The 23,678-nt window shown below is 58.0% G+C and carries 14 protein-coding genes; 9 read left to right on the plus strand and 5 right to left on the minus strand.

Annotated features, from left to right (window positions below; genetic code table 11):
* The first annotated feature begins 92 nt into the window (after positions 1 to 92).
* The 3 genes from Poly24_RS12090 to Poly24_RS12100 all read left to right on the plus strand — a co-directional run bounded on the left by Poly24_RS12090 (position 93) and on the right by Poly24_RS12100 (position 4,915).
* Positions 93 to 1,436, plus strand: coding sequence for a sigma-54-dependent transcriptional regulator (locus Poly24_RS12090; RefSeq protein WP_145095228.1), 1,344 nt, complete (start codon positions 93 to 95; stop codon positions 1,434 to 1,436).
* Between the two features lie 648 nt (positions 1,437 to 2,084).
* A complete protein-coding gene (locus Poly24_RS12095) occupies positions 2,085 to 3,539 on the plus strand; it encodes a sulfatase family protein (RefSeq protein WP_145095231.1) in 1,455 nt (484 codons plus the stop codon).
* 143 nt (positions 3,540 to 3,682) lie between these two features.
* Positions 3,683 to 4,915: a glycoside hydrolase family 71/99-like protein gene (locus Poly24_RS12100; protein ID WP_145095233.1), complete on the plus strand. Its 1,233-nt coding sequence runs from the start codon at positions 3,683 to 3,685 to the stop codon at positions 4,913 to 4,915.
* Positions 4,916 to 4,937: 22 nt separating this feature from the next.
* Here Poly24_RS12100 and Poly24_RS12105 read toward each other — a convergent pair whose 3' ends face one another.
* A complete protein-coding gene (locus Poly24_RS12105) occupies positions 4,938 to 6,779 on the minus strand; it encodes an adenylate/guanylate cyclase domain-containing protein (protein WP_197452521.1) in 1,842 nt (613 codons plus the stop codon).
* Positions 6,780 to 7,022: 243 nt separating this feature from the next.
* Here Poly24_RS12105 and argC point away from each other — a divergent pair, with 243 nt between their 5' ends.
* Both argC and Poly24_RS12115 read left to right on the plus strand, forming a co-directional pair.
* Positions 7,023 to 8,033 carry an N-acetyl-gamma-glutamyl-phosphate reductase gene (argC, locus tag Poly24_RS12110; protein ID WP_145095239.1) on the plus strand — a complete coding sequence of 337 codons (1,011 nt, stop codon included), beginning with the start codon at positions 7,023 to 7,025 and terminating at the stop codon, positions 8,031 to 8,033.
* Between the two features lie 12 nt (positions 8,034 to 8,045).
* Complete coding sequence (locus Poly24_RS12115; protein ID WP_145095242.1) at positions 8,046 to 8,996, plus strand: CPBP family intramembrane glutamic endopeptidase; 951 nt, start codon at positions 8,046 to 8,048, stop codon at positions 8,994 to 8,996.
* Positions 8,997 to 9,037: 41 nt separating this feature from the next.
* Here the strand turns inward: Poly24_RS12115 and Poly24_RS12120 are convergent, their stop codons facing one another.
* From Poly24_RS12120 to Poly24_RS12135, 4 genes are all read right to left on the minus strand, one after another.
* On the minus strand, positions 9,038 to 10,432 hold the full coding sequence (locus Poly24_RS12120) for a PhoPQ-activated pathogenicity-related family protein (RefSeq protein ID WP_145095245.1): 1,395 nt from the start codon (positions 10,430 to 10,432) through the stop codon (positions 9,038 to 9,040).
* 71 nt (positions 10,433 to 10,503) lie between these two features.
* Positions 10,504 to 15,036 (minus strand): DUF6797 domain-containing protein, encoded by a 4,533-nt coding sequence (locus tag Poly24_RS12125; protein WP_145095248.1) that lies wholly within the window; start codon positions 15,034 to 15,036, stop codon positions 10,504 to 10,506.
* A 161-nt stretch (positions 15,037 to 15,197) separates the two neighbouring features.
* Positions 15,198 to 16,595 carry a TIGR01777 family oxidoreductase gene (locus Poly24_RS12130; RefSeq protein WP_145095251.1) on the minus strand — a complete coding sequence of 466 codons (1,398 nt, stop codon included), beginning with the start codon at positions 16,593 to 16,595 and terminating at the stop codon, positions 15,198 to 15,200.
* A gap of 107 nt (positions 16,596 to 16,702) precedes the next feature.
* Positions 16,703 to 17,725 carry a sigma-70 family RNA polymerase sigma factor gene (locus tag Poly24_RS12135; RefSeq protein WP_145095254.1) on the minus strand — a complete coding sequence of 341 codons (1,023 nt, stop codon included), beginning with the start codon at positions 17,723 to 17,725 and terminating at the stop codon, positions 16,703 to 16,705.
* Between the two features lie 387 nt (positions 17,726 to 18,112).
* Between Poly24_RS12135 and Poly24_RS12140 the strand changes: the two genes are divergently transcribed.
* From Poly24_RS12140 to recG, 4 genes are all read left to right on the plus strand, one after another.
* On the plus strand, positions 18,113 to 19,024 hold the full coding sequence (locus Poly24_RS12140) for a helix-turn-helix domain-containing protein (protein ID WP_145095257.1): 912 nt from the start codon (positions 18,113 to 18,115) through the stop codon (positions 19,022 to 19,024).
* A gap of 216 nt (positions 19,025 to 19,240) precedes the next feature.
* On the plus strand, positions 19,241 to 20,065 hold the full coding sequence (locus Poly24_RS12145; protein WP_145095260.1) for a glycosyltransferase: 825 nt from the start codon (positions 19,241 to 19,243) through the stop codon (positions 20,063 to 20,065).
* A 157-nt stretch (positions 20,066 to 20,222) separates the two neighbouring features.
* Complete coding sequence (locus Poly24_RS12150) at positions 20,223 to 21,356, plus strand: sterol desaturase family protein (protein ID WP_145095263.1); 1,134 nt, start codon at positions 20,223 to 20,225, stop codon at positions 21,354 to 21,356.
* A 214-nt stretch (positions 21,357 to 21,570) separates the two neighbouring features.
* Entirely contained in the window at positions 21,571 to 23,667 is a 2,097-nt protein-coding gene (recG, locus tag Poly24_RS12155; RefSeq protein ID WP_145095266.1) for an ATP-dependent DNA helicase RecG, read from the plus strand.
* Positions 23,668 to 23,678: the final 11 nt, after the last annotated feature.

The raw sequence follows: 23,678 nt of genomic DNA on the forward strand, positions 1-23,678 counted from the left end.
CACTGTTGCCAGGCGGTGGAGGTCTGCGATCGCCTCGATGCAAAACGGAGCCGCCAGTTCGCAAAAAAGTCTCTTCGCGGTAGACTACCACGATGACACAAGAGCCCTTTGACATCCTGTTCGTCGAGGACGATCCCGAATTCAGTTCGGGCTACGTTCGCTGGTTTGAGAAACACGGACACAGCGTCGAACACGCGACCACCGGGCAGGAAGCTGTCAGTCGATGCGATCAGCGTGAATTCGACATCATCGTGCTCGACTGGAACCTTCCGGGATTGAGCGGGTTGGAACTTGTGCAGCGGATGTGCGATGACAATCCGGACACCGAAATCATTGTCCTGACTGGCGAGGGGACGATTGAAAAGGCTGTCGAATCGATGCGCCGCGGCGTCTTCGATTTTCTCTCCAAACCGTTTTCGATGAGTGGTCTGGAGCGGCGTTGCAAAGCGGCGCTCGAACGAAGGCGATTGAAAATGGAAAACGCCCGGCTGCGCGAAGTCATCGACCGCGTTCGCACCCCCAATCACCAAATGATTGGCGACTCGAAACCGATGATAGCGCTCTCTCGTCTGATCGATCGAGTGGCCCCCACCGACAAGGCGGTCTTGATCCAGGGCGAAAGCGGGACGGGAAAAGAACTCGTCGCGCAAGCCATACATGCCGGCAGTCCCCGCGCCAACCGCCCGCTTGTCACGATTAATTGTGCCGCCCTGCCCGAACAGTTGGTCGAGAGCGAACTGTTTGGCCACGAGAAGGGGGCGTTCACGGGAGCGACGGCTGCAAAGCCCGGACTGTTTGAAATCGCTGACCAGAGCACGCTCTTTATCGATGAGATCGGAGAGTTACCGCTTTCCTTGCAGCCCAAGTTGTTGCGGGTGCTCGAGGATGGTTCGCTGCGACGCGTCGGATCGCACAAGGAAAGGCGTGTCAAAGTTCGCATCGTGGCTGCGACCAACCGCGACTTGCAGCAAGAAGTTGTGGCGCATCGATTCCGTGAGGATCTGTTCTACCGCATCAATGTCATGTCGCTGGATTTACCGCCGCTGCGGAAGCGGACCGGTGACATCGGATTGCTTGTCGATCATTTTCTTGGCAACGATTGGGAAATCGAAGCGGATGCTCGAGCGGCGTTGCTGAACTATCGATGGCCCGGCAATATTCGGCAACTTATCAATACGATCGACCGGGCTCAGATTCTTGCCGATGACGGCGTGATCACGATCGAAGACCTTCCTGTCGAAATGACGGAACGGAAAAAGGAGATCGTATCCGAAACCACCTCCGCCGAGGACCGTTCGATTTACGCCGTGATGCGGGCCCACCTACTCGACGTCCTAAAACGCGAGCAGGGTAATAAGACCCAAGCGGCTCAGATCCTCGGCGTCGATCGCCGCAAGCTGTATCGGATGTTGCTGCAATACGACATTGGGGAATGATTCTCTCCTGGGTGGCACTGGCTTTGCCAGTGTTTTTCATGTCGAAGTTCCAATGTTGGCATCACCCAGCCCATTTGCCAACACCGCGGCCCCGTGACGTCACGGTCAGAGTCCAAGGACACAGGTCGGTCGTCGGAAATTTTCTGAGTTGGATCCCGTTTCGATGGTCAACGTTTCGGGACTTTGGTTTCGAAGCACGGGCGAAGCCCGTGGCACCCTGTCTTGGGTGGCACTGGCTTTGCCAGTGTTTTTCAAGTCGAAGTCCCAAGTTTGGCATCCCCCAGCCGATTTGCCAACATCGTGGCCCCGTGACGTCACGGTCTGAGTCCAAGGACACAGGTCGGTCGTCGGAAATTCTCTGGGTTGGATCCCGTTTCGATGGTCAACGTTTTGGGACTTTGGTTTCGAAGCACGGGCGAAGCCCGTGGCACCCTGTTTGCTTCGAAATCGTAGGGTTGATTGACTTGCCGAAGGTCAGCGAAGAGACTGGGCCCTTTACATGACGCCTTCGGTCCTGGACCGCCCCCTTCCATTGCTTCGGAAAACCCAATGCCTGCGAATCATTTGCAACGGAATTCCTTCGTGACGCGTATCGCTTGCCATCAAGCTCAACGGCTGGTCCAGGCCTATTCTCATCGAGCGATTTCAATGTTCGCAATCGCTGTCATCGTCGTGGCGTTCCAGTCGCTGATGCTCGACGCGGCCGAAGACGCTTCTGCGACAAAGCCCAACATTGTCGTGATCCTTGTCGACGACATGGGCTACGGCGATCCTGGCTGCTTTAATGCGGAGTCCCAAATTCCGACTCCCCATATCGATTCACTGGCTCACGACGGGATGCGATTCACCGACGCGCACGCCCCTGGGCCGCTGTGCCACATGTCTCGATACGGCCTGATGACGGGGCGTTATCCGTTTCGCACCAACGTCAACCTCTGGCCGACTCAACCGTTGATCGAACCGGAACAGATGACGATCGCTTCGCTGGCTCAATCGCAGGGCTACCACACGGCGATGGTTGGCAAGTGGCATCTCGGATTCAAGGAGAGCGGGTACGATCAGCCGTTGCCTGGCGGTCCGGTCGACTGCGGCTTCGACAGCTTCTTCGGTATCCGTGCCTCGACCGATATCCCTCCCTATTTCTACATTCGCGATGACCAAGCGGTTCAGCCGCCAAGCAATCAGATCGAAGCAAACAACAGCGAAGGCTGGTCGCCGATTCAGGGCGAGTTTTGGCGAGCTGGCGGCATCGCACCCGATCTGCAACTGAAAGATGTGTTGCCACGGTTTACCGACGAAGCGACATCGATCATCGAGCGTCACGCTGAGAACCAGGACGCCGCGCGCCCCTTGATGCTTTACATTGCCTATCCCGCGCCACACACGCCTTGGCTCCCCTCCAGAGCCTTTGCAGGCAAGAGCGGAGCGGGGATGTATGGCGATTTCCTGATGATGGTCGATGCTCAGATCGGTCGTGTTTTGGAATCGTTACGTACCGCCGCAATGGAAGACGATACGCTGGTGCTCTTTTCGTCGGACAACGGACCGGTATGGTATGACGCCGACACCAAGGGGTTCGACCACGATTCCACAGGCGGTTTGAGGGGCATGAAGGGGGACGCATGGGAAGCTGGCCACCGGATGCCTTTTATCGCGCGATGGCCGAAGCATGTGGCTGCGGGTAGTCAATGCGATCAGTTGATTTGTTTTACCGATCTCTTGGCGACGATGGTCGATCTGTTGGACGTTCCATTGCCACAGCAGGCTGCCCCCGACAGCTTCAGCTTTCTTCCTGCGTTGACAGGCAAAGACGATGGCGAGACCAAGCTACGGGATGAGTTTGTGATGCGAGCCGGCGGCATGCCGTCGATGATGACGATCCGCCAAGGAAGGTGGAAACTGATTACCGGACTCGGCTCCGGCGGCTTTTCTAAACCCAAACGCCTCGCGCCTTCGGGTGATGGCGTGACCGGACAACTGTACGATATGCAGGCCGATCCTCAAGAAACCAACAACCTCTTCGCTCAGCATCCCGAGGTCGTTGCGGCGCTGTCGAAACGAATCGAAGCGATCGTACGCGCTCCGCATCGCACGGCGTATTAGTGCCGCGGGCCGATGGTTCGGCTGAATCCAATCGAGCCGCGTTGATTCCTAGGTTCGCGGCGAGAAGACAACGCCACAAAGCGAAACCATGGATTCGGTTTACCCACGAGACAATCCAAACCTTTCGGAAACGGGGAATCCTCTTGAAAAGACTGTTGACCATCACGCTATTCCTGCTCGGTGCCGGATCGCTTGATGCCGTGGAACACCGAGTGGATGCGTCGACACTGACGGGCAAGGTGATGTGTGGATACCAAGGTTGGTTCAGCTGTGAAGGCGACGGGAACCAAATGGGCTGGACTCACTGGGCCCGCAATCCACGCAAACCGTTTGCTCCCGAAAATGTAACCGTCGACCTCTGGCCCGATCTGGCTGAATTCAGTCCCGAGGAAAAGTATGCCACCGGATTTACGCACGGTGATGGCCGCGTGGCGGAAGTCTTCAGCAGCACCAACCGTCAGACGGTCCTGCGTCATTTCCAATGGATGCAGACGTATGGAATCGATGGCGTGTTTGCCCAGCGGTTTGCCAACGGGCTGAAAAATGAAACGCTCAAACGGCAGAAGGACACCGTCCTTGAGAACGTTCGCCAGGGGGCGGATCAATACGGCCGGGTGTTTGCTGTCATGTACGACTTGAGCGGCCTGCGGGCGGGGCAGGTGGCCCATGTTTGGCAGGATTGGAGTGAACTTCGCAAGAACCAGAAAGTCACCAACAGCCCCGGTTACCTGCATCACGAAGGAAAGCCCCTCGTGGCGGTTTGGGGGGTCGGCTTCAGCGACGATCGTCAATATTCGTTGGCGGAGTGCCACGAATTGGTCCGTCAATTGAAGGCCGATGGATGCGCGGTGATGTTGGGCGTTCCCTCTTGGTGGCGCGAAGGGATTCGCGACGCTGTCGATGACCCGGCATTGCGCGAGGTTTTGAAGCAGGCCGATGTGCTGAGCCCCTGGACGATTGGTCGCTACCAAACGCCTCAAGAAGCGACGCGACATGCCGATCGCGTTTGGCAGCCCGACCAGAAATGGTGCACTAATCGCGAGATCGATTTCCTGCCCGTCGTTTATCCTGGTTTCAGTTGGCACAATTTGAAAGGAGCGCCGCTCGACGCGATCCCGCGCCTCAAAGGGGAGTTTCTATGGTCGCAGATCGTGTCGGCCCAACGAATAGGCAGCCGGATGATCTATGTCGCGATGTTTGATGAAGTCGACGAGGGGACGGCAATTTTTAAGTGCAGCAACGATCCGCCGACCGGCAACGGCGGCCGTTTTTTAACTTACGAAGGCTTACCCAGCGATCACTATCTGCGTTTGGTCGGCGAGGCGAGTAAGCTGTTGCGCGGCGAGGTCCCGCCAACATTTCCCGTATGGAAATAAAAGATTCGCCGGCGCTGAAGAATCACTTTTGCGTCAGTGAATCAACGGGCGAAAAGTTCTCTGACGGGTGTCGCATTTGAGCGACCGATAGTCCTAGCAGTCGCATGCTGGGTTCGTCATCGGGACAGTCGCGCAAGACTTGTCCGAGCGTTTGGATCGCATCGGCGAATTGCATCGCGTGGTAATCTTGCAACGCCTCTTCGTACAACGAACAGAGCCGGCGCCAACGATCCGACGAATGGGTGACCAATTGGTGAACGACGATATCCTCGGGGATCCCCACGACGGAGATCGTTGCCAAATTGCGGGTGTTGAAGGCATGGTCGGTCTGAGCGAGCGTGTTCGACGATACCAGGCAATCGACGCCAAACTGCTTGGTCGCGCTTTGCAGGCGGCTCGCCACGTTGACCACATTTCCAAACACACCGTACTGGAATTTGATCCGCGATCCGGTGTTGCCAACGGCGGCGGTTCCAGAGTTGACGCCGATTCCAATCCGAATCGACTCACAAACCTTGTCGGCCCAACGTTCGCGAATCTCTTCGATCCCGGCAAACATCGCCTCCGCCGTCGACAGGCTGCGGTAGGCGTGATCGGGTTGCGAATCGGGAGCTCCCCACATCGCGATCAGTTCGTCGCCGATGTAGTTGATCAGCACGCCATCGGTCTGTTCGACACATTCGCTGAGCACGGTGAACACGTCTTGCATGAATGCGACGGTCCCTTTGGGGCCCAGGCTTTTGGAGATCGAACTGAATTTGCGGACGTCGCAAAACATCACGCTGACGTCGGTCTCACGCGCGTCCAACAGCGATTCGTTGACAACGATGTGCTTGGCAACGCGATCGGAAAAATAGACCTGCATCGACGTCCGCTGCCGCTCTTCGGATTGCCGCGCCATACCGGCTGCGACGGCGCCGGCAAGAATTTCGACTAGCTTGGCTTCGATATCTGAGAACGGCCGCATCGAAAGATCGGTCCATCGATCGCCGTACAGGACCCCCACCACACGGCGTTCCTTGTCCAAAATGGGCGCGGCAACGGCTTGGGAAAGATTCATCAACGAAGCGCCTTCGAGTGCGCCGGGGCTGGCCGTGTCGAAGATCTGCGTGAGCCCCCGTTTGCGAACCCGATTGATCATCGTGTCGCTGACTTCCGGTGCCGACTGTCGCAACCGGCTCATCGCCTCTCCCGCGATCGAATCTTCGAACACCTCGGCGCGATCTTCAAACGCATCCTCTTGGAATAAACGGATGATGCAGCGGTTCAATTTCGCGATCCGGACGGCAGCAAACGCGGCGGCGCGGAAAAACGAATCGGTGGTCACGCTCTCGCGAATCACCGGTAACACCTGCTGCAACAGATGGACGACCTCCTGTCCTTGCCCCGTTTCGGGAGCGTGGGTCGCCAGATCGTCGCCAACCTGCATCGAGATCGACATCGGGTCCAACGGCAGACTGTTGAGCGTACGATAGATCTGCGACGAATCGGACGTCGGCTGACCATTGGACACTCGTAGCGTCGTTCGTTCGCGAATCACCAGTTCGATCGACTTGGCAAATCGACGGGACGCGTTGCATGGCAGTGGGTCTCCCTGGACGACCAACAGTTCGCATTGAGGATGCAGATTTTGGATCACGATCATGCCATCGTCATCCGTGTTGACGCTAAAGAAATAACGTGGCACGTCGCGGTTGATCGCCGCGGCCACGACCAGTCTTCGTCCGCACGGATTGTTTTCAAACAAGCCCATCACGGGCTCGCTGCACGACGGATCCTGTCGCCCCACATTGACCGGCGTTTCCGCGGTCCAGGCGTCGTTGGTCCCGTCGCCGCGAAACAACTCAAAATTCAAGGACATCATTGGTGAACCTGGTGTTCTCTTTCCCATTCCTTTTGCAAAGTGAAAGTATCCCCCACCGGTACGCGAATGTAAACCTTGGCCCGCCGCCACAGCGGTTCCCTACCGCGTGGGGGCTTCCTTGAGTATAAATTTGTGGACTGTCGACGACGCAACTCCCCCACGGCACTACGGTAGTGCCTGAAGTTCGCGTGCCAGGCACCAGCGCGATCCGCGCGACACCACGATCGGGTTTCAGGAGAATCGATGAAAGTTCGGGTTGGCATTATCGGGGCGACGGGCTACACGGCTTACGAAGCGATTCGGTTGCTGTTGCGCCACCCGCACGCGGAGGTTACGGCCGTCACAAGCCGGCAAGACGAAGGCCTGCCGATCGCCGCGGTCCATCCGCAATTGACCCGTTTGTTGGATCTGAAGTTGGAGCCGTTGGAGGTCGATTCGTTCGCCGAGCGGTGCGATGTGGCCTTCTGTTGCCTTCCACATGGGGCGTCGGCGGAAACGGTCAAACAGCTTCGCGAAGTGAACTGCAAAGTGATCGACTTCAGCGCCGACTTTCGTTTGAGCCGCGTTGCCGAATACGAAACCTGGTACGGCGTCCAACACCCTTGGCCTGAATTGGTCGGCCAGGTGGCTTACGGTTTGCCCGAACTGTTTGCCGATCAGATCAAAGACGCCGACCTGATCGCCAACCCAGGCTGCTATCCCACTTCGGCGATCATGCCATTGGCCCCGCTGTTGAAGGCCGGTGCAATCCAAAGCGGCGATATCATCGTCGATTCGAAGAGCGGCGTCAGCGGCGCGGGACGTACGCCCAAGCTGGGGACGCTTTACTGCGAAGCCAATGAATCGATCGCGCCGTACGCGATCGGGGCGCATCGTCATCAGCCCGAAATGAACGACATCATCCATCGTTTCAGCGGTTCGTCGACCGACATCTTATTCACGCCCCACCTGACCCCGATGGATCGCGGTATTCTGTCGACGATCTACGTTCGCCCCAACGGAGTCGACGCCGATGCCGTTCGCGAAATTTGGCAATCGGCCTATCGCGATTCACCCTTTGTGCGAATCGTCGATCATATCCCCAGCACGAAACATGTGGCGGGGACCAATTTTGTCGATCTCGCCGTGCGGACGGCAGGCAATCGGTTGGTCGTTGTCGCGGCGATCGACAACCTGATCAAAGGCGCTTCGGGCGCCGCGGTGCAGAATCTGAATTGTATTTACGGTTGGGATCAAACGTTGGGTCTGCTTTAACGATAGGAAACCATGAACGATCCCCACGATGCATCGCCGCCGAGGATCCCTCCCGCGTTGGACGTCCCGATCGATGCGGAGATCGTTTCCGAAGCGGTCCCATCCTCCTCGCAGGCTCCGGACAAACCACGCCTTTGGACCGTCTGGATGATCGTGGTCGTCGTGATCGTCTTCAGCTTGCAAGTGAATTTGATCAGCGTCGTCGTCGCGCAATGGTTTGTTTTAGGGACGGTTTCGGCCCCCGACGACGGAACGCTTCTGAAGTTGATGGAATCGCGGATCGGGTTTTGCCTGATGTTGATTCCATCGCAACTCGCAATTTTGATTCCCCCCTTGATCGCTGCGTACGCTTCGCCGCAGCCATTTAGGCAGCGTCTGGGATTAGTCCGAGGGCACTGGCCGTTATGGGCTTGGATCGCCGGGGGGATTGCGACGCCTTTGATCGGGCTGATCACAACGTTGGTGCTCTCGCCGTTCATTGAAGCCAGCGAACATCTCAACCAGATGACCGATGCGTTCCGCGCCCATGCGAACGGAGGCTTCTTGATCGCCACGCTTTTGATGGTCGGCGGGATGCCCGCGATTTGCGAAGAGATCCTGTTCCGAGGCTACATCCAAACGCGGTTGGCGAAACGTCTGCCGGCGGTTGCCGCGGTACTGATCGCGTCGGTACTGTTCGCAGTGTTCCATTTCGACCCGGTCCACGTGATCGCCGTTTTACCGATCGGGCTGTGGCTGGGATTCCTGCGTGGTGCCAGCGGGTCGATCCTTCCCGCGATGATCGCCCATGCGATCAACAACACGCTGTCGGTGATCAGCGTGATGCCCGAACAGACCGATGTGATGGACGCGCCCAGCACTTGGTTGACGCTTGGTCTGCTGGGGCTGGGAATTCCTTGTTTGTTGGCGACGATCGCGGCCAGCCGGTTCTTTGCGGCTCCCCTCAGGATGCCGCAAACGTAATCCCGCCGCCCGAGGCAACGGGATCGCATTCCCTCAAGCCTCTAATTTTCCAAGGTCGTTGCCGCCGCGGGCTTCAGCTCCGGCACGACTTCGATCATCGTCGTGATCGACAGTGGAAAAGTTCCCGGTCCATCGTATTGTGCTTCGATCATCCCTGCGATGTATCCCGATTCGGGCTTTACCAATGGCAGTTGCCAAGTTCCTTGATCGTCGGCCACCAGCGATTTGGCGTGCCATTGGGCCTGGCGGAAGTCGCGCGTCGCGGCACGGGCGATCCAACCGTAGACGCGACTTGGCGGCTGGTCGCTGCTGGCGACGATCGTCGTGCTGCCCGCCTGTGATTTCAGTTTTGATTGCCACGTTGGCAACGGCGTGTCGTTGACGACGCTGCGATGCAAAGCGCCGATCGAACCCACCATGCGTGAAATGTCTTTCAGTCCGTGTCCATTGTTTGGGATGTTTAACAACGCGCGTGGTTGGGGGAGATCTTCGAAGTAGAATTTCTGAGCGTCCAGCGGCCAGTAAGGATCGTTGGTACCCAAGATGATCAACTTGGGCATCGTCAACTTTTCGCGATGCACGTAAGGATCGATCAACGACATCAATTCGTTTCCAGCCGGCGTGCCGATCGACTTTTGCAAACCCAGCTTGGTGTAGTCTTCGATCTGTGGCGAATAGGCGCCCCAGGCGGCCAGTTGATGTTCCATCTGCGGTTCCATGTTCAACATGTCGATCACCATCGGCGCGATCGCTGCGACGCGTGGGTCGGTGGCGCCCAACAAATAGGTCGTCCAGCCACGTTTGCTGGCTCCGGTAATCGTGAACGCATTGAGTTGCAGGTTCCATTCCTGTTGGGCAACTTCGGTAATCGCGTCCAATGCACACGACGCGGCGCGGGCCATCGCGGGGACCAGCGGCCAAGTTCGGTCTCCGGTTTCGTAATATTTCTTCAGCGTTTCGGCGATCAACGCGTCTTCTTTCCGTCCTTCCATCATCGGTTGGAACGGAATTTGGCGAATGATCGCCACTGGGGTCTTGGATTCGCGTGCCAACATCGCCATCGCTTCGGCCGTCGCTGGCAAAGTCAACGGTCCCGGACCGTCGTCGTTCCATTCCGGCCGCCAGCTTCCGCCATCGATCAACATCAATGCGTGCTTCTGTTTCGGATCGACTTGCGGTGGTTGGATCACGATCAGCGTGTGCCGCCAGGTCACGTCATGCCACCGTTGCGACGTCAGTTGAACTTGCAGGAATTCGCAATCGGCGATCTGCCCACGGTGCTGAATTTGCCATCCGTACGCCGAATCACGCTGCAGCACGATGTCGGCTAGGGTTTGCGGCGGCGTGGCCGTTTGGCTGTAACCCACGGTGCCGCAGAGCAGCGGGAACAACAAAAACAGTTGGCGGATCTGGAGCATCGGCAGGGTGGCTTTCATCTTGAGCAGAAGGGAGTGAGTTTTAGTCGCAGCGGCGATCGCTGCGGCTTTCGTCCGCAGCGATTGTAACGTCAGTCGACCACCATCACACCATTCATGACCATCCAGTGGCCAGGAAAAGTGCACAGGTATGGGTAGCGACCTGGCTCGGCAGGCGCCCTGAACCAGACGCTTTCCTGCGATCCCGCGGCGACGATGTCGGTGGAGACCAAGACGTCCTTCGACTCGGGAACGTATTGTCGTGCGTAGGCGGTCGGTTCGGCGATCAATGCGTTGGCCAAACCGCCGACACGCTGCAGCGCGCCTGGCCGAACCAAAACCCAGTTGTGAGGTACGACGTCGGGATTGATCAACGTCAGTTGAATCGGCTCGCCTCTGGAAACGTGAATTTCTCCCGTTTCGAAGGTTAAGTTCTTGCCGGTCCGAAGTTCGACCTTTCGTGCGTCGTCGATCGGTTCGCCAAAGGGATTGGGAACCCGAACGGCATTTGTTGCCAGGTCGGTCAGCAGCGGATGCGCGGCGACGATTTTGTCCTCGGCGTGATAGTCTGCAAACGCGGTGAACGGTTCGTCCAGTTTGTGGACGGTGACAAACAAATCGTGCCCCGAACCGACCGGATTTGCCGTGGGGGATGCGTCGTCGTTGACATGCAATCGCAGATGCAGTTGGTTCACAGGTTGCAAATCGGGGATTTCCAAAAACAGCCCGCGCCCCTCGCGCACCACGTGCGCCGATCGGATTGCCAGCGGATCGTGTCCCGCAACACCGGGATGCGTCGTCGAAAACTCGGGAGAACCGTAAGCGCCGCTATAGCGGTAGTTCCAACACTGGGCAAACTGACGGCCGAGATCGGTCGCAACCGCGGGATCGATCGGCTGGGCAAAGTCGACGCGAACACCGTTTTGATGCACATGAAAACCGATCGGAACTTGCAACGATGGATGGTTCAATCGGACCCGTTCCAAACAACCGCGCCGGGGTGTGTACGATCCCCAGCCCGTCATCCCAGCGACGTAAAGATGCCCGTCGGTCGGATGGAAACGCCCGCGATGGACTCCCGACAAAAAGTCTCCCGGCATCGGGACGACGGCCCCTTGCGCCTGCCCCTGGACTTCATCTCGCAACACGACAAACCAAGTGCCCGCGCCAAAGGAGAAGTGCAGCACCTGGCCCGCCAGTGGTCCGAAGCGTTGGGGCGGAACCTCGGTTTGCCCTCCGCTGGAGTTGTCGATTCCGCGAGGCAAATAGACCCACGGCAGACGCGGCGGCTTGCCGTTGCGAGGACCTCCGTATCCAAAATAGGGCGGCTCGCGATCGGCATCATCCGAATTCAGATCGACCGCGTGGATCATCGACGCTGGCGTCCAGGAGCCTTCCGAAACGGGAACCGTCACGGTCGTTCCGTCGATCAATCCCAGGCCGTCTGGATTGCGAAATCCCGTCGCCACGATGTCGGCTCGCCGGCCATCGGCCGAGATTCGCACCAATCCTTGGTTTCCCGACGCGGTGTAAAAATTCCCCGCGTCATCGCGTTGCAAACCACAAATGTAGTCGTGGCCGGCGGGGGACGTCTCAAATGCGTTGCTGAAGCATTCGTAAAAATCGGCTTCGCCATCGCCATTGAGATCCGTCAGTCGCGCTAATTGATCGCGGCATTGGACGTAGACCTGCCCATCGGCGACGACCAGCCCCAACGCGTGGTGCAGTCCCGATGCAAACCGCCGCCAACGCACGCGGTTCGACGTGGGGTCGGTGGAATCCAATCCGCTGACCCGCCAAACATCCCCTTGCATCGTGCAGACCAAGACGCTGCCGTCGGGTAGAAAATCGAGCCCTCCGCAATCGATCGGGATTCGCCAAGGATTGTCGTGCGGCAGTTCGATGCTGTCGATCGCAAAGGGCTGTCCCTCGCCACGCGTCCACTGCGTTTCGATCGGTTGCGGCCACAGGGCAGGGCCGCCCTGCAGCACATGGCGCATCGAGTGCGATTCGACGGGCGCCCGTTCACGGACGAATTGCCCCTCGTGAATCCAAGGCGCATCGAGGAAATCGACGCCGTCGACCTGATAGGCAAAGACCACGCGATTGCCGTGGCGATAGAACCCACGGTATTGGAAGGGCTTGTTGACGACAGGCTGTTGCGGTCGCGGTAGCGGTTTGCCTTCCATCCGCAACCCGCCGACAAATCCATGGCGGACCGAGTCGTAGCGGACAAAACCACCCGACCACAATGCATCGTAGGTCAGCGTGTCGGGGTTGAAACATACCGACAATGCATGGTCTTTTCCAAAGCGAACACAGACGCCGCGCGCGACCGTCACGCCTCCGCCGCGAAACACGCCTGCTTGGACCACGCCCCGTTCCGCTCGATTCCAGTCGTCGCTCGCCCATCCCGCTTCGTTTTGGTTCCCCCAATGTCCCTGTCCGCCTCCGTCAAGTCCCGGGAATGGGGCGAGCAGCATTGGCAGATGCGGCTGCTGGCGGAAATGTTCCGCTTGTTTGGTGTAGAAGTCGTACAATCGATCGCGATTCACGGCGTGTTGCCAGTTGCGATAGTTGTTGGGCTGCAGCGGTTTACGCGTTACGGGGAATTCCTGGGGCGTATGATTCTGAGCCCGCGTGAGCGCTTCCAGGACGCGACGGTCGATCGGTGAATCGTCACGCCCCAATTGACTCAAGAAACAAAACAGATCGGCCTGCTGTTGATCGTCCATCGCCGCGGCCAGTCCGTCGGGCATCACGCTTCCGCTAGGTGCTAGGTGGTCGATTTCATCGCGATCGATCACGATCCGGTTTCCCGATGCTGGATCCAGCAAGGTCAGCCGATCTTCCGTTTCGAGATGCTTATAGCCACGAAGGATCTTGCCTTCGACGGTCAGCGCGTTCCAGGTCTGGTACTCCGGTTGAATCGCGCGCTGAGGCCACAATACCGACTCGACAAGTTGGTGGTCGGTTCGTTGGGCCGCGATGTGGGAAAGCGCGGGGCCCACCGAGCCGCCCAACGTTCCGATTTGATGACACGCCAAACAGCCGTGCTTGGCATCGGCGAAGACCATCGCACCTCGCACCGCATCGCCGCGCGTTCGCGCTTCGATAACCCTTTGCTCCACGCGCTTGGGATCGTAGGGGCGTTTCGCGAGTCCGACCGCCGTTGGTGTTGCAGCATTCGAATGCGTCCCGTTGCCGGGCTGAGATGACTTACCAAATTCCCAAAACCCGACGGTCGTTTGATCCCGCTGGACGGTCGTCGTAGGAACCGGGGAAATCGCTCTCACGCCTTTGGAGATCCGCAGCCAATGGATTTTCCCAGCGCACGTGGGGCCGGGCTGAGCGAGTCGCCCGATGCCCAAGCCGCCGGGAATCGGATTGCCCCGGTCGGTCGATTCGATCGCTTGATCGGCAACCTGTCGACCATCGACATATAATCGGACCCGATTCGGTTCGTACTGCATCGCAATTGCATGCGGTTGGCGATCGCAGATCATCGCTTTGGTGTGCACGTGGTCGGGATGTTTGCCCGGTAGATAGGCGGTCAAGCATCCGTTGCCGTTCATGGAAAACAGTTCCCAGTGATCCGATGATTGTTTGGTGTCGCTGGCGACCAAGATGTTGTATTGATCGCGGCGATCCAAGGTGGCGCGGCACTCGACGGTGACTGGCGGCTTGCGGTAGGCATCGTCTCCGGGATAAAGGACGCTGGTCGAGCCGCGATCGGGATTCGCGGCCGCTTGAGGCCGCGGACCCCCGCTGCCCGCTTCACGCAGTTCCTGCCGGACCCATCGTAGACCGTCGAGGTTCTCTTGCAGCGATTCACGGGCGTCCAGTTCGTTGCGATGATCCAGGATCCCGATGGGGCCGTCGTATCCGCTTTCGACGACCGTGCGGATCATCGACAGTTCGTGCGCTCCTTTGCCAATCCCTAGAATCTTTGGTTGTCCCTTAGGGTTCATGCCGTTCAGGTTCAGACAGATCAGATACGGTTTGATCTGTAGGAAAACCTCCGCCCAATCGTTGATGTGTCCGTGTCCATGATGGAAATTGTAAACGATCCCAACATGTTTGTGCCCAAGTTGGTGCAAGCGTTGGCAAACGGCGACGAGATTCCGCGGTTCGCCGCCCCAGCCGCCGTGGTTGTAAAGCCCGAGTTTCGAACCTAACCGCTCGGTTCGTTCAACCAGGGGGATCAGTTTCTGAGCGGCAAGACCGACTTTGTCGGCGTCCGCGGCGCCTCCGGGATCGGCTAATGTTTGCCAGATCTGGGGATGCAGGTCGTGCTTCTCGAAGAGATCGAAGGCCGCTTCGTGATGACTCCAGAAAGCGAAGAATTCGATGCCATGCTTTTTGTATTCGAGAATCTCTTGTTCAAAAGTCGGAACGTGTTCGGCGCGCCAATCATAAGCGCAGCGAACGATGCCCAAATCTTTCAGCATCTGAGCCCGCTGGGGCGGCCCGCGGTGTTTCGCATCAAAAGGAACGATACACCAAGCGACAAGATTCTCCTGTCGCAAGACATCGGTCGGATCGTTCGCGTTGGCGGGAACAGACGACAACAGGAACAGTGTCGAAACAATCCATCGGACGACGGAGGGTTGAGGCAGGGACATCGGGAGGCTCGACGGGGACGCAGTGTGGTGAATTGCGGCTCATCGTAGCACATTCGCCACGCGGATTCCTACTTTTGGGAACCGCGAGCGGGCAGCGTTCCAGCGCGCAGCGTCGCCTTGCATCGTCCAAACGATGGTCGTGCTCAAGTCGGCAATCGCGGCTATTTGCCCAGCACGTGACGCAAGCAATCCTGAAGATGTTCGAATCGAAAGCGATAGCCCGACGCTTGCAGTTTGGTCGGCAGCACATGGGTGCTGGCGATCAATAAAGCGTCGGCCATTTCCCCTAATGCCAGTCGCATCAGCGGGGCTGGGGCTGGCAGGAAAGCGGGGCGATGCAGCACGCTGCCGAGGTCGCGGGCAAACTGACCGCAGGTGACCGCGTGCGGGGCGACAACATTTACCGGGCCCGATAGATCCGGGGTTTTGATCGCGTGATAGATCGCACCGATCACATCGTCCAACGCCACCCAACTCCACCATTGTTTGCCATCGGCGACCGGGCCGTTGACGCCCAATTTGGCTGGCAGCAGCAGTTTTTGCAGGGCGCCGCCTTGCGGTGAAATCGCGATGCCAATGCGTAGATTGACAACCCGAATCCCTGCGTCGGCCGCGGGTTGGCAGGCGGCTTCCCATTGCTCGCCCACGTCGGCAAGAAAACCGTCGCCGTGCGGAGAATCTTCACTCAATCGTTCATCGCCGCGATCACCGTAGATACCGATCGCCGACGCGCAGACGAGCACTTTGGGAGGTTTGGGCATCGAAGCCAGTTGCTCGCACAATGTTCGCGTGGGAACCACGCGGCTGTCGATGATCTCCTGCTTGATTTTCGCGTTCCAACGCTTGTCCGCGATCGGTTTCCCCGCCAGATGAACGACGGCATCGGTTCCTGCGAACGCATCGCTGACAAACGATTCACTCCATGGGAACAGCACATCCGCCTGTTCCTGGTCGTTTCGGGACGCTGGCCGTTCCCCACGCAGCAGCGGGACGGTTTGATGCCCCAGCAGGTTGGCGACGTTGCAGAAACTTCCGCCCACCAGCCCGGTCGAACCGCTGACCGCTATCCGCAGCGGTGACGGATCGTGATCGCTGAACATCTGCAGATCGTCGTGCGTCGTGCGGTGCCGATACGCGAACATCGATTCGAGCATCTTCGTGATCTTGCCCGATCCGAAAAAGGAACCGACAGCGCCACCGGGCAATCGGTAATCGACCGTGTCGTGCATTTGCGAACTGGCCGCTGTAGGGCCCGGTTCAAACCGATGTTCGTGATGCCAACTGGCAAACGGTCCGGAGACTTGAATGTCGGTAAACCGATTCGGTGGTTCGTAAATTTCGTGACGCGCGTGCCAACGCATCCCCACCGGTCCCAGCTTGGTCTTTAGAATGACTTCGCTGCCCGGTTCTAAAGAATTATCACTGCGCTGGATCGTGACGTGTTCCCATGGAGGGATTAAACGTCCCAGCGCGCCACGACGATCATGGTATGCGAAGGCCTGTTCGATCGAAGCGGGTAAAGCGACGCTACGCTTATATTGTTGAGCAGCCACGCACATCTCCGGGGATCGCGTTAGGGAACGTTGGATGCGACTATTGTAACCGCGCTCCGGACGCCAACGCAGCTAGGTCAGCGTCGGTTTCTCCCGTGCGATCTCACCCGGCTTCAAACGCTCTGCAGTTCGGGTGATTCCGCCATCGAAGCCATCTCCTGCAGCTTGGTAATCGCCCGCGATTCGATCTGCCGGACGCGTTCCTTCGAGATGCCCAGGCGAGCGGCGATCGCTTGTAGGGTTTGGACTTTACTGTGCGGTCCGATCGAAAAACGAGCGCGAATGATCAACTTTTCGCGGCGATCGAGCGAATCCAACAGCACGCCCAAACGACTGCGCAGGTGTTCCCAACGCTGTTCGGACATGAACGGTTCCCGCGGCACACCCGATTCGGCAATTGTGGCTTCGTCCATTCCCATCACCATCCGCGAATCATCGGTCTGCCGCTGCACGACCAATTGGTACGAATTACGACGCACGACCTGCGTTGCGTAGGTGCTGAAACGGAATCCTCGGGAGTAGTCGAATTTTTCGACGGCGCGGATCAAGGCTAACATTCCGTCGGCCAACAAGTCGTCAAAAGTGTTCATCGGGTTGACGAATTTCTTGACGATGGAAAACACCAGTCGAAGATTGGCTTCGATGATTCGGTCGCGATGCCAAGCAGCCAACGCCAGCAACCAATGGATGCGATCGACCTGCTGCACCGCGGTCTTGGCATAGGGCAGGCTGTCGCGGCATTTGGAAGCCATGCACAGCAGGAAATTCATCCGCTCAAACAACATCGGTTCCTGTTCTGGACTCAACAGCTTTGCCGAGCAAAGCCGATCCAGATGGGTCGGCAACGATTCTGACGAACTACGACTATTGACGACGTCCCGTTCCAGATCGATCGGGCACTCGAACAATGCCGATCCTGCTCCGGGTAGATGGAACTGGGGGTTGTCGATGAACTCCAGCGGAAGGTTCATCAGTCGCTGTTTTTCGAGTTCGAACTGTGTCGGTGAAGCGTTTCGCCAGCTATCGATCGGGCCGGTTTCGTCGATGACGGAAACCAATCCATCCGCGTGAAACCACTCGTAGGGATACTTTGGAGAAAAGCGGAGGTTCGGTAGTTCACGTAGGGCAATAATCATCAGGGCACTCGAATAATTGCGGGCGAGAACAAATCGTTCATCTGAAAACGTTCATAACGTTCAAATCGTTCTCCGTCTTGGTTCTACCGTGGTTCGCCGCTCCTCGCAACATATTTTTAACGCAAAATTGCAATTTCGTGAGTTCGTATTGAGTTTTCAAGCATTTCAACAAGGAAAAAGGTGTCTCGGCGTGGAACCAGCCATGCCCCCCAGAGTGTGCCGGTGCTCCATACCCCGGTTGAAGCGTTGACACGTTCAGATAATGAAATGGTCGATTTTGTTGGCCAGATTTCATTCAAAACGTGCAACGACGTGAACGATATCAACAATTAGTTGCACGAATACGACGAATCTGGCCCTACCCCTCACACCCACCCATGCGATCTAGTGAACTCAGTCCAATATTCACCGAAGCAAATCGCCGAAGCCATGCGGGTTAGCGAATCATCCGTGAAACGCTGGTGCGATCGTGGAATCATTCCTTCGGTGAAGACCGGCGGGGGGCACCGTCGGATTTCGGTCGAATCGCTTGCACAGTTCCTGCGCGAAACGAAACGCACGTTGTTGGCGCCGGAAAAACTGGGCGTTGCTCCTTTGGACGTCGTGCCGTCGTCCGCGGTGCGGCGTGTTGACGTCGAATCCAACGTTTCCAACGCCGGTTGTGAAGCGATCGTCGAAACGTTCACCAACGCCTTGTTGGATGGGGACGAAGCAGCGTGCCGACAGATCATCCAACAAGCCTTTTTACGGAACAAAAGCTTCACCGATGTGGCTGCTAGCATCGTCTGCGCCTCGATGCGACGGATCGGCGAGATCTGGGAAAACGGTCATGCAGATGTCTTACAAGAACGTTATGGCTGCGAGATCTGTTTTCGGTTGGTCAACGAACTGGCGCAGTACATCCCTCTGCCAGGTGCTGAGGCGCCCCTAGCGATCGGATGCGCTCCGCCAGGCGATCAATATCAATTACCGACCCATCTCGTCGAATTGGTCTTGCGAGAAGCCGGCTGGAATGCACGCTCTCTGGGTAACAACATGGCGCTGGATAGGTTGCTGGAAGTGGTCGTTCGGCATCGGCCACAGCTGGTTTGGGTCAGTATCTCTACGATCGAAGATCGCGCGGCGTTTGTCGGAGCGTTCAATGCGTTTGCCAATCAATTGCCCAAGGGCGTCTTCTTAGTGGCCGGCGGCAGAGCGATGGACGACGAAATGCGACCGTTGTTGCATTACACCGCCCACTGCGACAATTTCCATCAACTCGCTGGCTTGGCGGCAACGATGCTCTCGCGCGGCCGGTAGCCTAAAGCCGATACGGTCGCGGTCGGCCGGGATTCTTATCGGCCGGTGCGGTTTGCCGGACTTTCATTGGTAGGTCGCGGACCGCGAATTTAGCGAAGATCATGCGTCGGCGATCACGCTAATTTTTGATGAAGCCATTTGGATTGCCCTGGGATCGAGGTCCAGGAATCGGCACAATAGGAAGTCCATTGACGCGGGAACACCAAGGACTTCCGAATGGCCTCCCAGGCACCACCGATCACCGTCCTGATGCCTGTCTTTCGTCCAGACCCCACGCATTTCCCCTACGCCATTGAGAGCGTTCTCGATCAGACGTTCACCGATTACGAATTGTTAGTCATGGAGTCGGCGTCGGCTCAGCCTGCCAAACCGTGGTTGGCCAACGTATCCGATCATCGGATACGACATCACGTGGTGCCACCGGTGAATCGAACGGCGTTGTTGAACCAAGGAGTGGAACGAGCACGCGGCGCGCTGATTGCAATTGTCGATTCGTCGGACATTGCGCTCCCCGAACGACTCGAAACGCAGATCGCAGTGCTGGATAGCGATCCGGCGATCGCGGTGTTGGGAAGCTTTATCGAATGGATCGATGAACAGAACCGGCCGCTTGGGTTTCAAACCCTGCCGACCGAATCGAAAGCGATCCGGCAGGCGCTTCGGCGCTGCAACCCGATCGTTGCCCGGACGTCGATTTTTTGGAAGCGGGCGATCCTTTCGGAGGGTGGATTTCGCGGCGAAGAAACGGTGGCCGATTACGAGATCTGGGGTCGCATGGCGCGCACCGAAGCATCGTTTGCCAATGTCCCGCTGGCACTGACCCGGTGTCGACGTCTTCCGGCCCACTGGGATCGTCCTCGGCTGGCTCATCAGTTGGTGGCCGAGATGGAGATCCGAGCGAAGATGTTTGCCGAAGAGGCAGGGATCCGAACCAAGTGGCAGCGTGTCTACGAGCGGATGCTGTTGAGGTTGCCGTTGGACGCACCGTTGCGGTGTTGGATGGTCCCGCGCCTACGCAAGGCCCTTGCCACCGGGAAATGACATGCGTTCATGCATCGATTGGCAATCGGTGCGGCCTGGGGGAGCGCTCTCGTCGCGGCTTCGTGCAATCACTTCGCGGCGTGGAGGGGCGATGTAGATTTCGGCGGCGTGGGGAAGTAATCTGTTCGGAATAACACCGGTCAGATCCTTGCAGACAATGAACACCGCAATCGCCAAGCCACAACCGCTTTCTCCCGCCTCGTCTCCAGGAGCGGAGTATCCGCTGTGGGGTTCGGCCTCTCCGGGGGGCGTTTACAATAGTCATCTCGTTGCCGGAGCGATCTTCGTCGCGCTTGCACTGTTCGGCGCGATCAATGCGTGGCTTGTGCTATGGCTCAACGGCTGTCTGTTTTTCGGAATGCTTTTCGATCGCCGAACCTGGAAACGTAAGTTGGCGGTTGGGGCGATGCCGGGACAAATGCTTTTATACGCCCAGGTGGTGCTGCGGGCGGCGGTCCACATGTTCCCATATTATGCCGTCGCGTTTGTGCTGTATTTGGGGATAGCGCCGGTCGTGCTGCCGTTGAATTTTGCGATCAGCAGCTTCGTCATGCTGTATGGGTTTTACATGGCGATCCGAAGCTATTGGTTGCTTCGGTACCTGTGGGTGCTGCGATTTCGTTGGGACCGCGCCGGACGGTTGTTTGAAACTCACCAAGCGAACTTAAAATCGCAGACCGCGTCGATCCAGCATGTTCTTTGGGCCTATTGCATCGGCAACGTGGGGCTTGTCGTCCGCTGTGCCAGCCAGGTGATGACCATCGGACTTTTCGAATTCCTGCGACAAGCGTGGAATTTGGATCTCACCCAGCATCCGCAATGGAGCGGCCACGTGATGACGATCTTCTGGGGAACCGCAGCGATTTGGCTGGCCACGTTTTGGTTCGCCTTGCAGCCTGCGTTTTTGATCTACTATCGCGTCCATCGCACCTTCCACACCTGTCGCCCGTTGTACGACAGCATCCACAGTATCCATCACCGCGGGGTCTTACCGACACCATTGGATTCGGGCACGATTTCGCCGTTGGAGTTCGCGCTGACCGAATTGAACTTGCCCGCCGGCATGCTGGTCCCCAATTGGTACTGGACCATCGCGCAGGTGATCCTGGCGGTTGCAGGGCATTTCCCCTCGCATGAAACCAATACGTGGATGAAGTCGGGGCAACACCATCTGTTGCACCATCGATTCTTCAACGTGAATTTTGGCTTGATCCCTCGCGAGGATGCGCGTTACGGGTCGTTGTACCGCGAAAATTCGCCGACGGCTGTCGCCGGGAGCGACCAGGGTTAAGCCGCAGGTTGGCTTCCGCCACGTCGATCCGTTGGCAGGCGGTCTGCGATTACGTTGGCGAATTACGGGATTCGCAGGGACGCAGGACCGTGCCACGACGGCTCCGTTGGATGCCTTCCCCCGACCCACCGATTTGCCATCGCGCTCTCTGAACTGAAAATAGCTGGCATGGTATATTGCGGATCGATCCATCCCTCGGCAAATCGCGTGGCGTATGAACCTGAATTCGGAATCTGCAACAAAACTGAACCTGGCGACCGCGACCCAGTTTATCAAAGGGGTTGGGCCGTCGCGCGCCGAACAATTGTTGCGACTTGGTTTGCGGGCCGCTCGCGATCTGCTGTTCTTCCTCCCTCGGGATTACGAGCATCCCGCCCCGGCGACACGGATCGCCGATCTCCGCGAAGACCAACCCGCTTCGTTTGTCGCCACGATTACCGAAGTCGATGTGATCACGACTCAGGCGGGGAAAACGATCTTGGGGGTCTTGGTGGAAGATGGTTCCGGGGCGGCACGGTTGATGTTCTTCAACCAACCCTATCGGATCGATTCGATGCCGCGCGGGCAGAGGGTGTTGATCAGCGGGAAGCCGCGACTTTCGGGGTTGCGGATGGAGATGGTGCATCCGAAAGTGATCCCGTTAGAAGAGGATGAGACGCCGACCGCGCAAGGGATTCTGCCCATTTACCCGCTGACGGAAGGGATCAATCAGGGGCAAATGCGCCGCGCGATCGCGACGGTGGTCGACGAACTGGCGGGGGAAATTGCTGAGGTGATTCCTGCGTCGATTCGAGAAACTGCGTCGTTGCTTTCGATCGAAGCGGCGATCCGCAACATCCATCAACCGCAAGATCAGGCCAGCTTGGACGCCGCCCGTCGGCGGTTGATCTTTCAGGAGTTGTTCATCTTGCAACTGGCGCTGGCGATCCGTCGACGCAAGTTGACCAGCGACTTGCGGGCACCGCCGTTGCCGGTCGATGCCGCCATCGACGCGCGGATTTTGAAACGCTTTCCGTTTGAATTGACCGGTGATCAGAAGAAGGCTTTCGCGGAAGTCAGTTCCGACATGGCGCGTCAATTCCCGATGAATCGTTTGGTTCAGGGAGATGTCGGCAGCGGCAAGACGGTGATCGCGCAGTATGCGATGTTATTGGCGGTCGCCAACAAACATCAAGCGGTTTTAATGGCGCCGACCGAAGTTCTGGCAAGGCAACATTTTGAGACCTTTCGCAAATCGCTCAGCCGTAGCCGGGTGCGTTTAGGACTATTGACCGGCACCCTTTCGACGCTCGATCGCCGCGATGTCTTGAAGGCGGCCGCGGAAGGCGAAATCGACCTTTTGGTGGGAACCCAAGCGTTGTTGAACCAGGAGGTCGCGTTCAAGCAATTGGGGCTGGTGGTGATCGATGAACAGCATAAATTTGGCGTCTCACAACGCGCGAACCTTCGCCGTGGCGGGCTCGATCCGCATTACCTGGTCCTGTCGGCGACGCCGATTCCCAGGACGGTAGCGATGGCCGCGTTTGGCGATCTGGACGTTTCCACGTTGAAGGAAAAGCCGCCAGGGCGCAGCCAGGTGAACACCTATTTGGCCAAAGACGATTGGGCACAGCGATGGTGGGAGTTTCTGGCCCAACGGGTTCGCGAGGGACGGCAGGCGTTTGTCGTCACGCCGCGGGTCGATTCGGGCGAACAGGAGGACGTCAGTGGGGCGCAACAGGTTTTCGACGAATTGCGAACCGGGCCGTTGAAGAAATTTCGGATTGGTCTGCTGCACGGGCGGATGCCGCCGGAAGAAAAGAACGAAACGATGCTTCGGTTCGCACAAGGACGACTGCAAGTGTTGGTGGCGACGACGGTGATCGAAGTCGGAATCGATGTCCCCAACGCCACGGTGATGACGATTTTGGGAGCGAATCGTTTTGGTTTGGCGCAACTGCATCAACTGCGTGGCCGCGTCTGGCGTGGTTCGCATCCGGGGTATGTCTGCGTCTTCACCGATAAGGAGGGGCTGCCCGAAGACGACGAACGGCTGAAAACGTTTGCGGAGACCAGCGACGGGTTTGCCTTGGCCGAAGCCGATTACCGGATGCGCGGTCCAGGGGACCTGTTGGGTGTTCGCCAAAGTGGGATGCCACCGTTGCGGGTGGCCGACCCGCTGCGAGACACTGCAATTTTGGAAGCGGCACGCGATCTCGCGATGGAGATCGTCGACAACGACCCGCACCTAGAAGATCCCGATCTGGCCCTGCTGAAGCAACGCGTGTTAACCCGTTACGGCAGCAGTTTGGATCTTGGGGACGTCGCCTGATTCGGTCCTTG

It is taken from the genome of Rosistilla carotiformis, assembly GCF_007753095.1.
Lineage (GTDB): Bacteria > Planctomycetota > Planctomycetia > Pirellulales > Pirellulaceae > Rosistilla > Rosistilla carotiformis.

Coding starts and splice junctions, on each gene's coding strand:
- Poly24_RS12120 (WP_145095245.1), bottom strand. CDS start 10,432: ATGAAAGCCACCCTGCCGATGCTCCAGATCCGCCAACTGTTTTTGTTG.
- recG (WP_145095266.1), top strand. CDS start 21,571: ATGAACCTGAATTCGGAATCTGCAACAAAACTGAACCTGGCGACCGCG.
- Poly24_RS12135 (WP_145095254.1), bottom strand. CDS start 17,725: ATGATTATTGCCCTACGTGAACTACCGAACCTCCGCTTTTCTCCAAAG.
- Poly24_RS12150 (WP_145095263.1), top strand. CDS start 20,223: ATGAACACCGCAATCGCCAAGCCACAACCGCTTTCTCCCGCCTCGTCT.
- Poly24_RS12130 (WP_145095251.1), bottom strand. CDS start 16,595: ATGTGCGTGGCTGCTCAACAATATAAGCGTAGCGTCGCTTTACCCGCT.
- Poly24_RS12115 (WP_145095242.1), top strand. CDS start 8,046: ATGAACGATCCCCACGATGCATCGCCGCCGAGGATCCCTCCCGCGTTG.
- Poly24_RS12145 (WP_145095260.1), top strand. CDS start 19,241: ATGGCCTCCCAGGCACCACCGATCACCGTCCTGATGCCTGTCTTTCGT.
- Poly24_RS12090 (WP_145095228.1), top strand. CDS start 93: ATGACACAAGAGCCCTTTGACATCCTGTTCGTCGAGGACGATCCCGAA.
- Poly24_RS12125 (WP_145095248.1), bottom strand. CDS start 15,036: ATGTCCCTGCCTCAACCCTCCGTCGTCCGATGGATTGTTTCGACACTG.
- Poly24_RS12095 (WP_145095231.1), top strand. CDS start 2,085: ATGTTCGCAATCGCTGTCATCGTCGTGGCGTTCCAGTCGCTGATGCTC.
- Poly24_RS12105 (WP_197452521.1), bottom strand. CDS start 6,779: ATGATGTCCTTGAATTTTGAGTTGTTTCGCGGCGACGGGACCAACGAC.
- argC (WP_145095239.1), top strand. CDS start 7,023: ATGAAAGTTCGGGTTGGCATTATCGGGGCGACGGGCTACACGGCTTAC.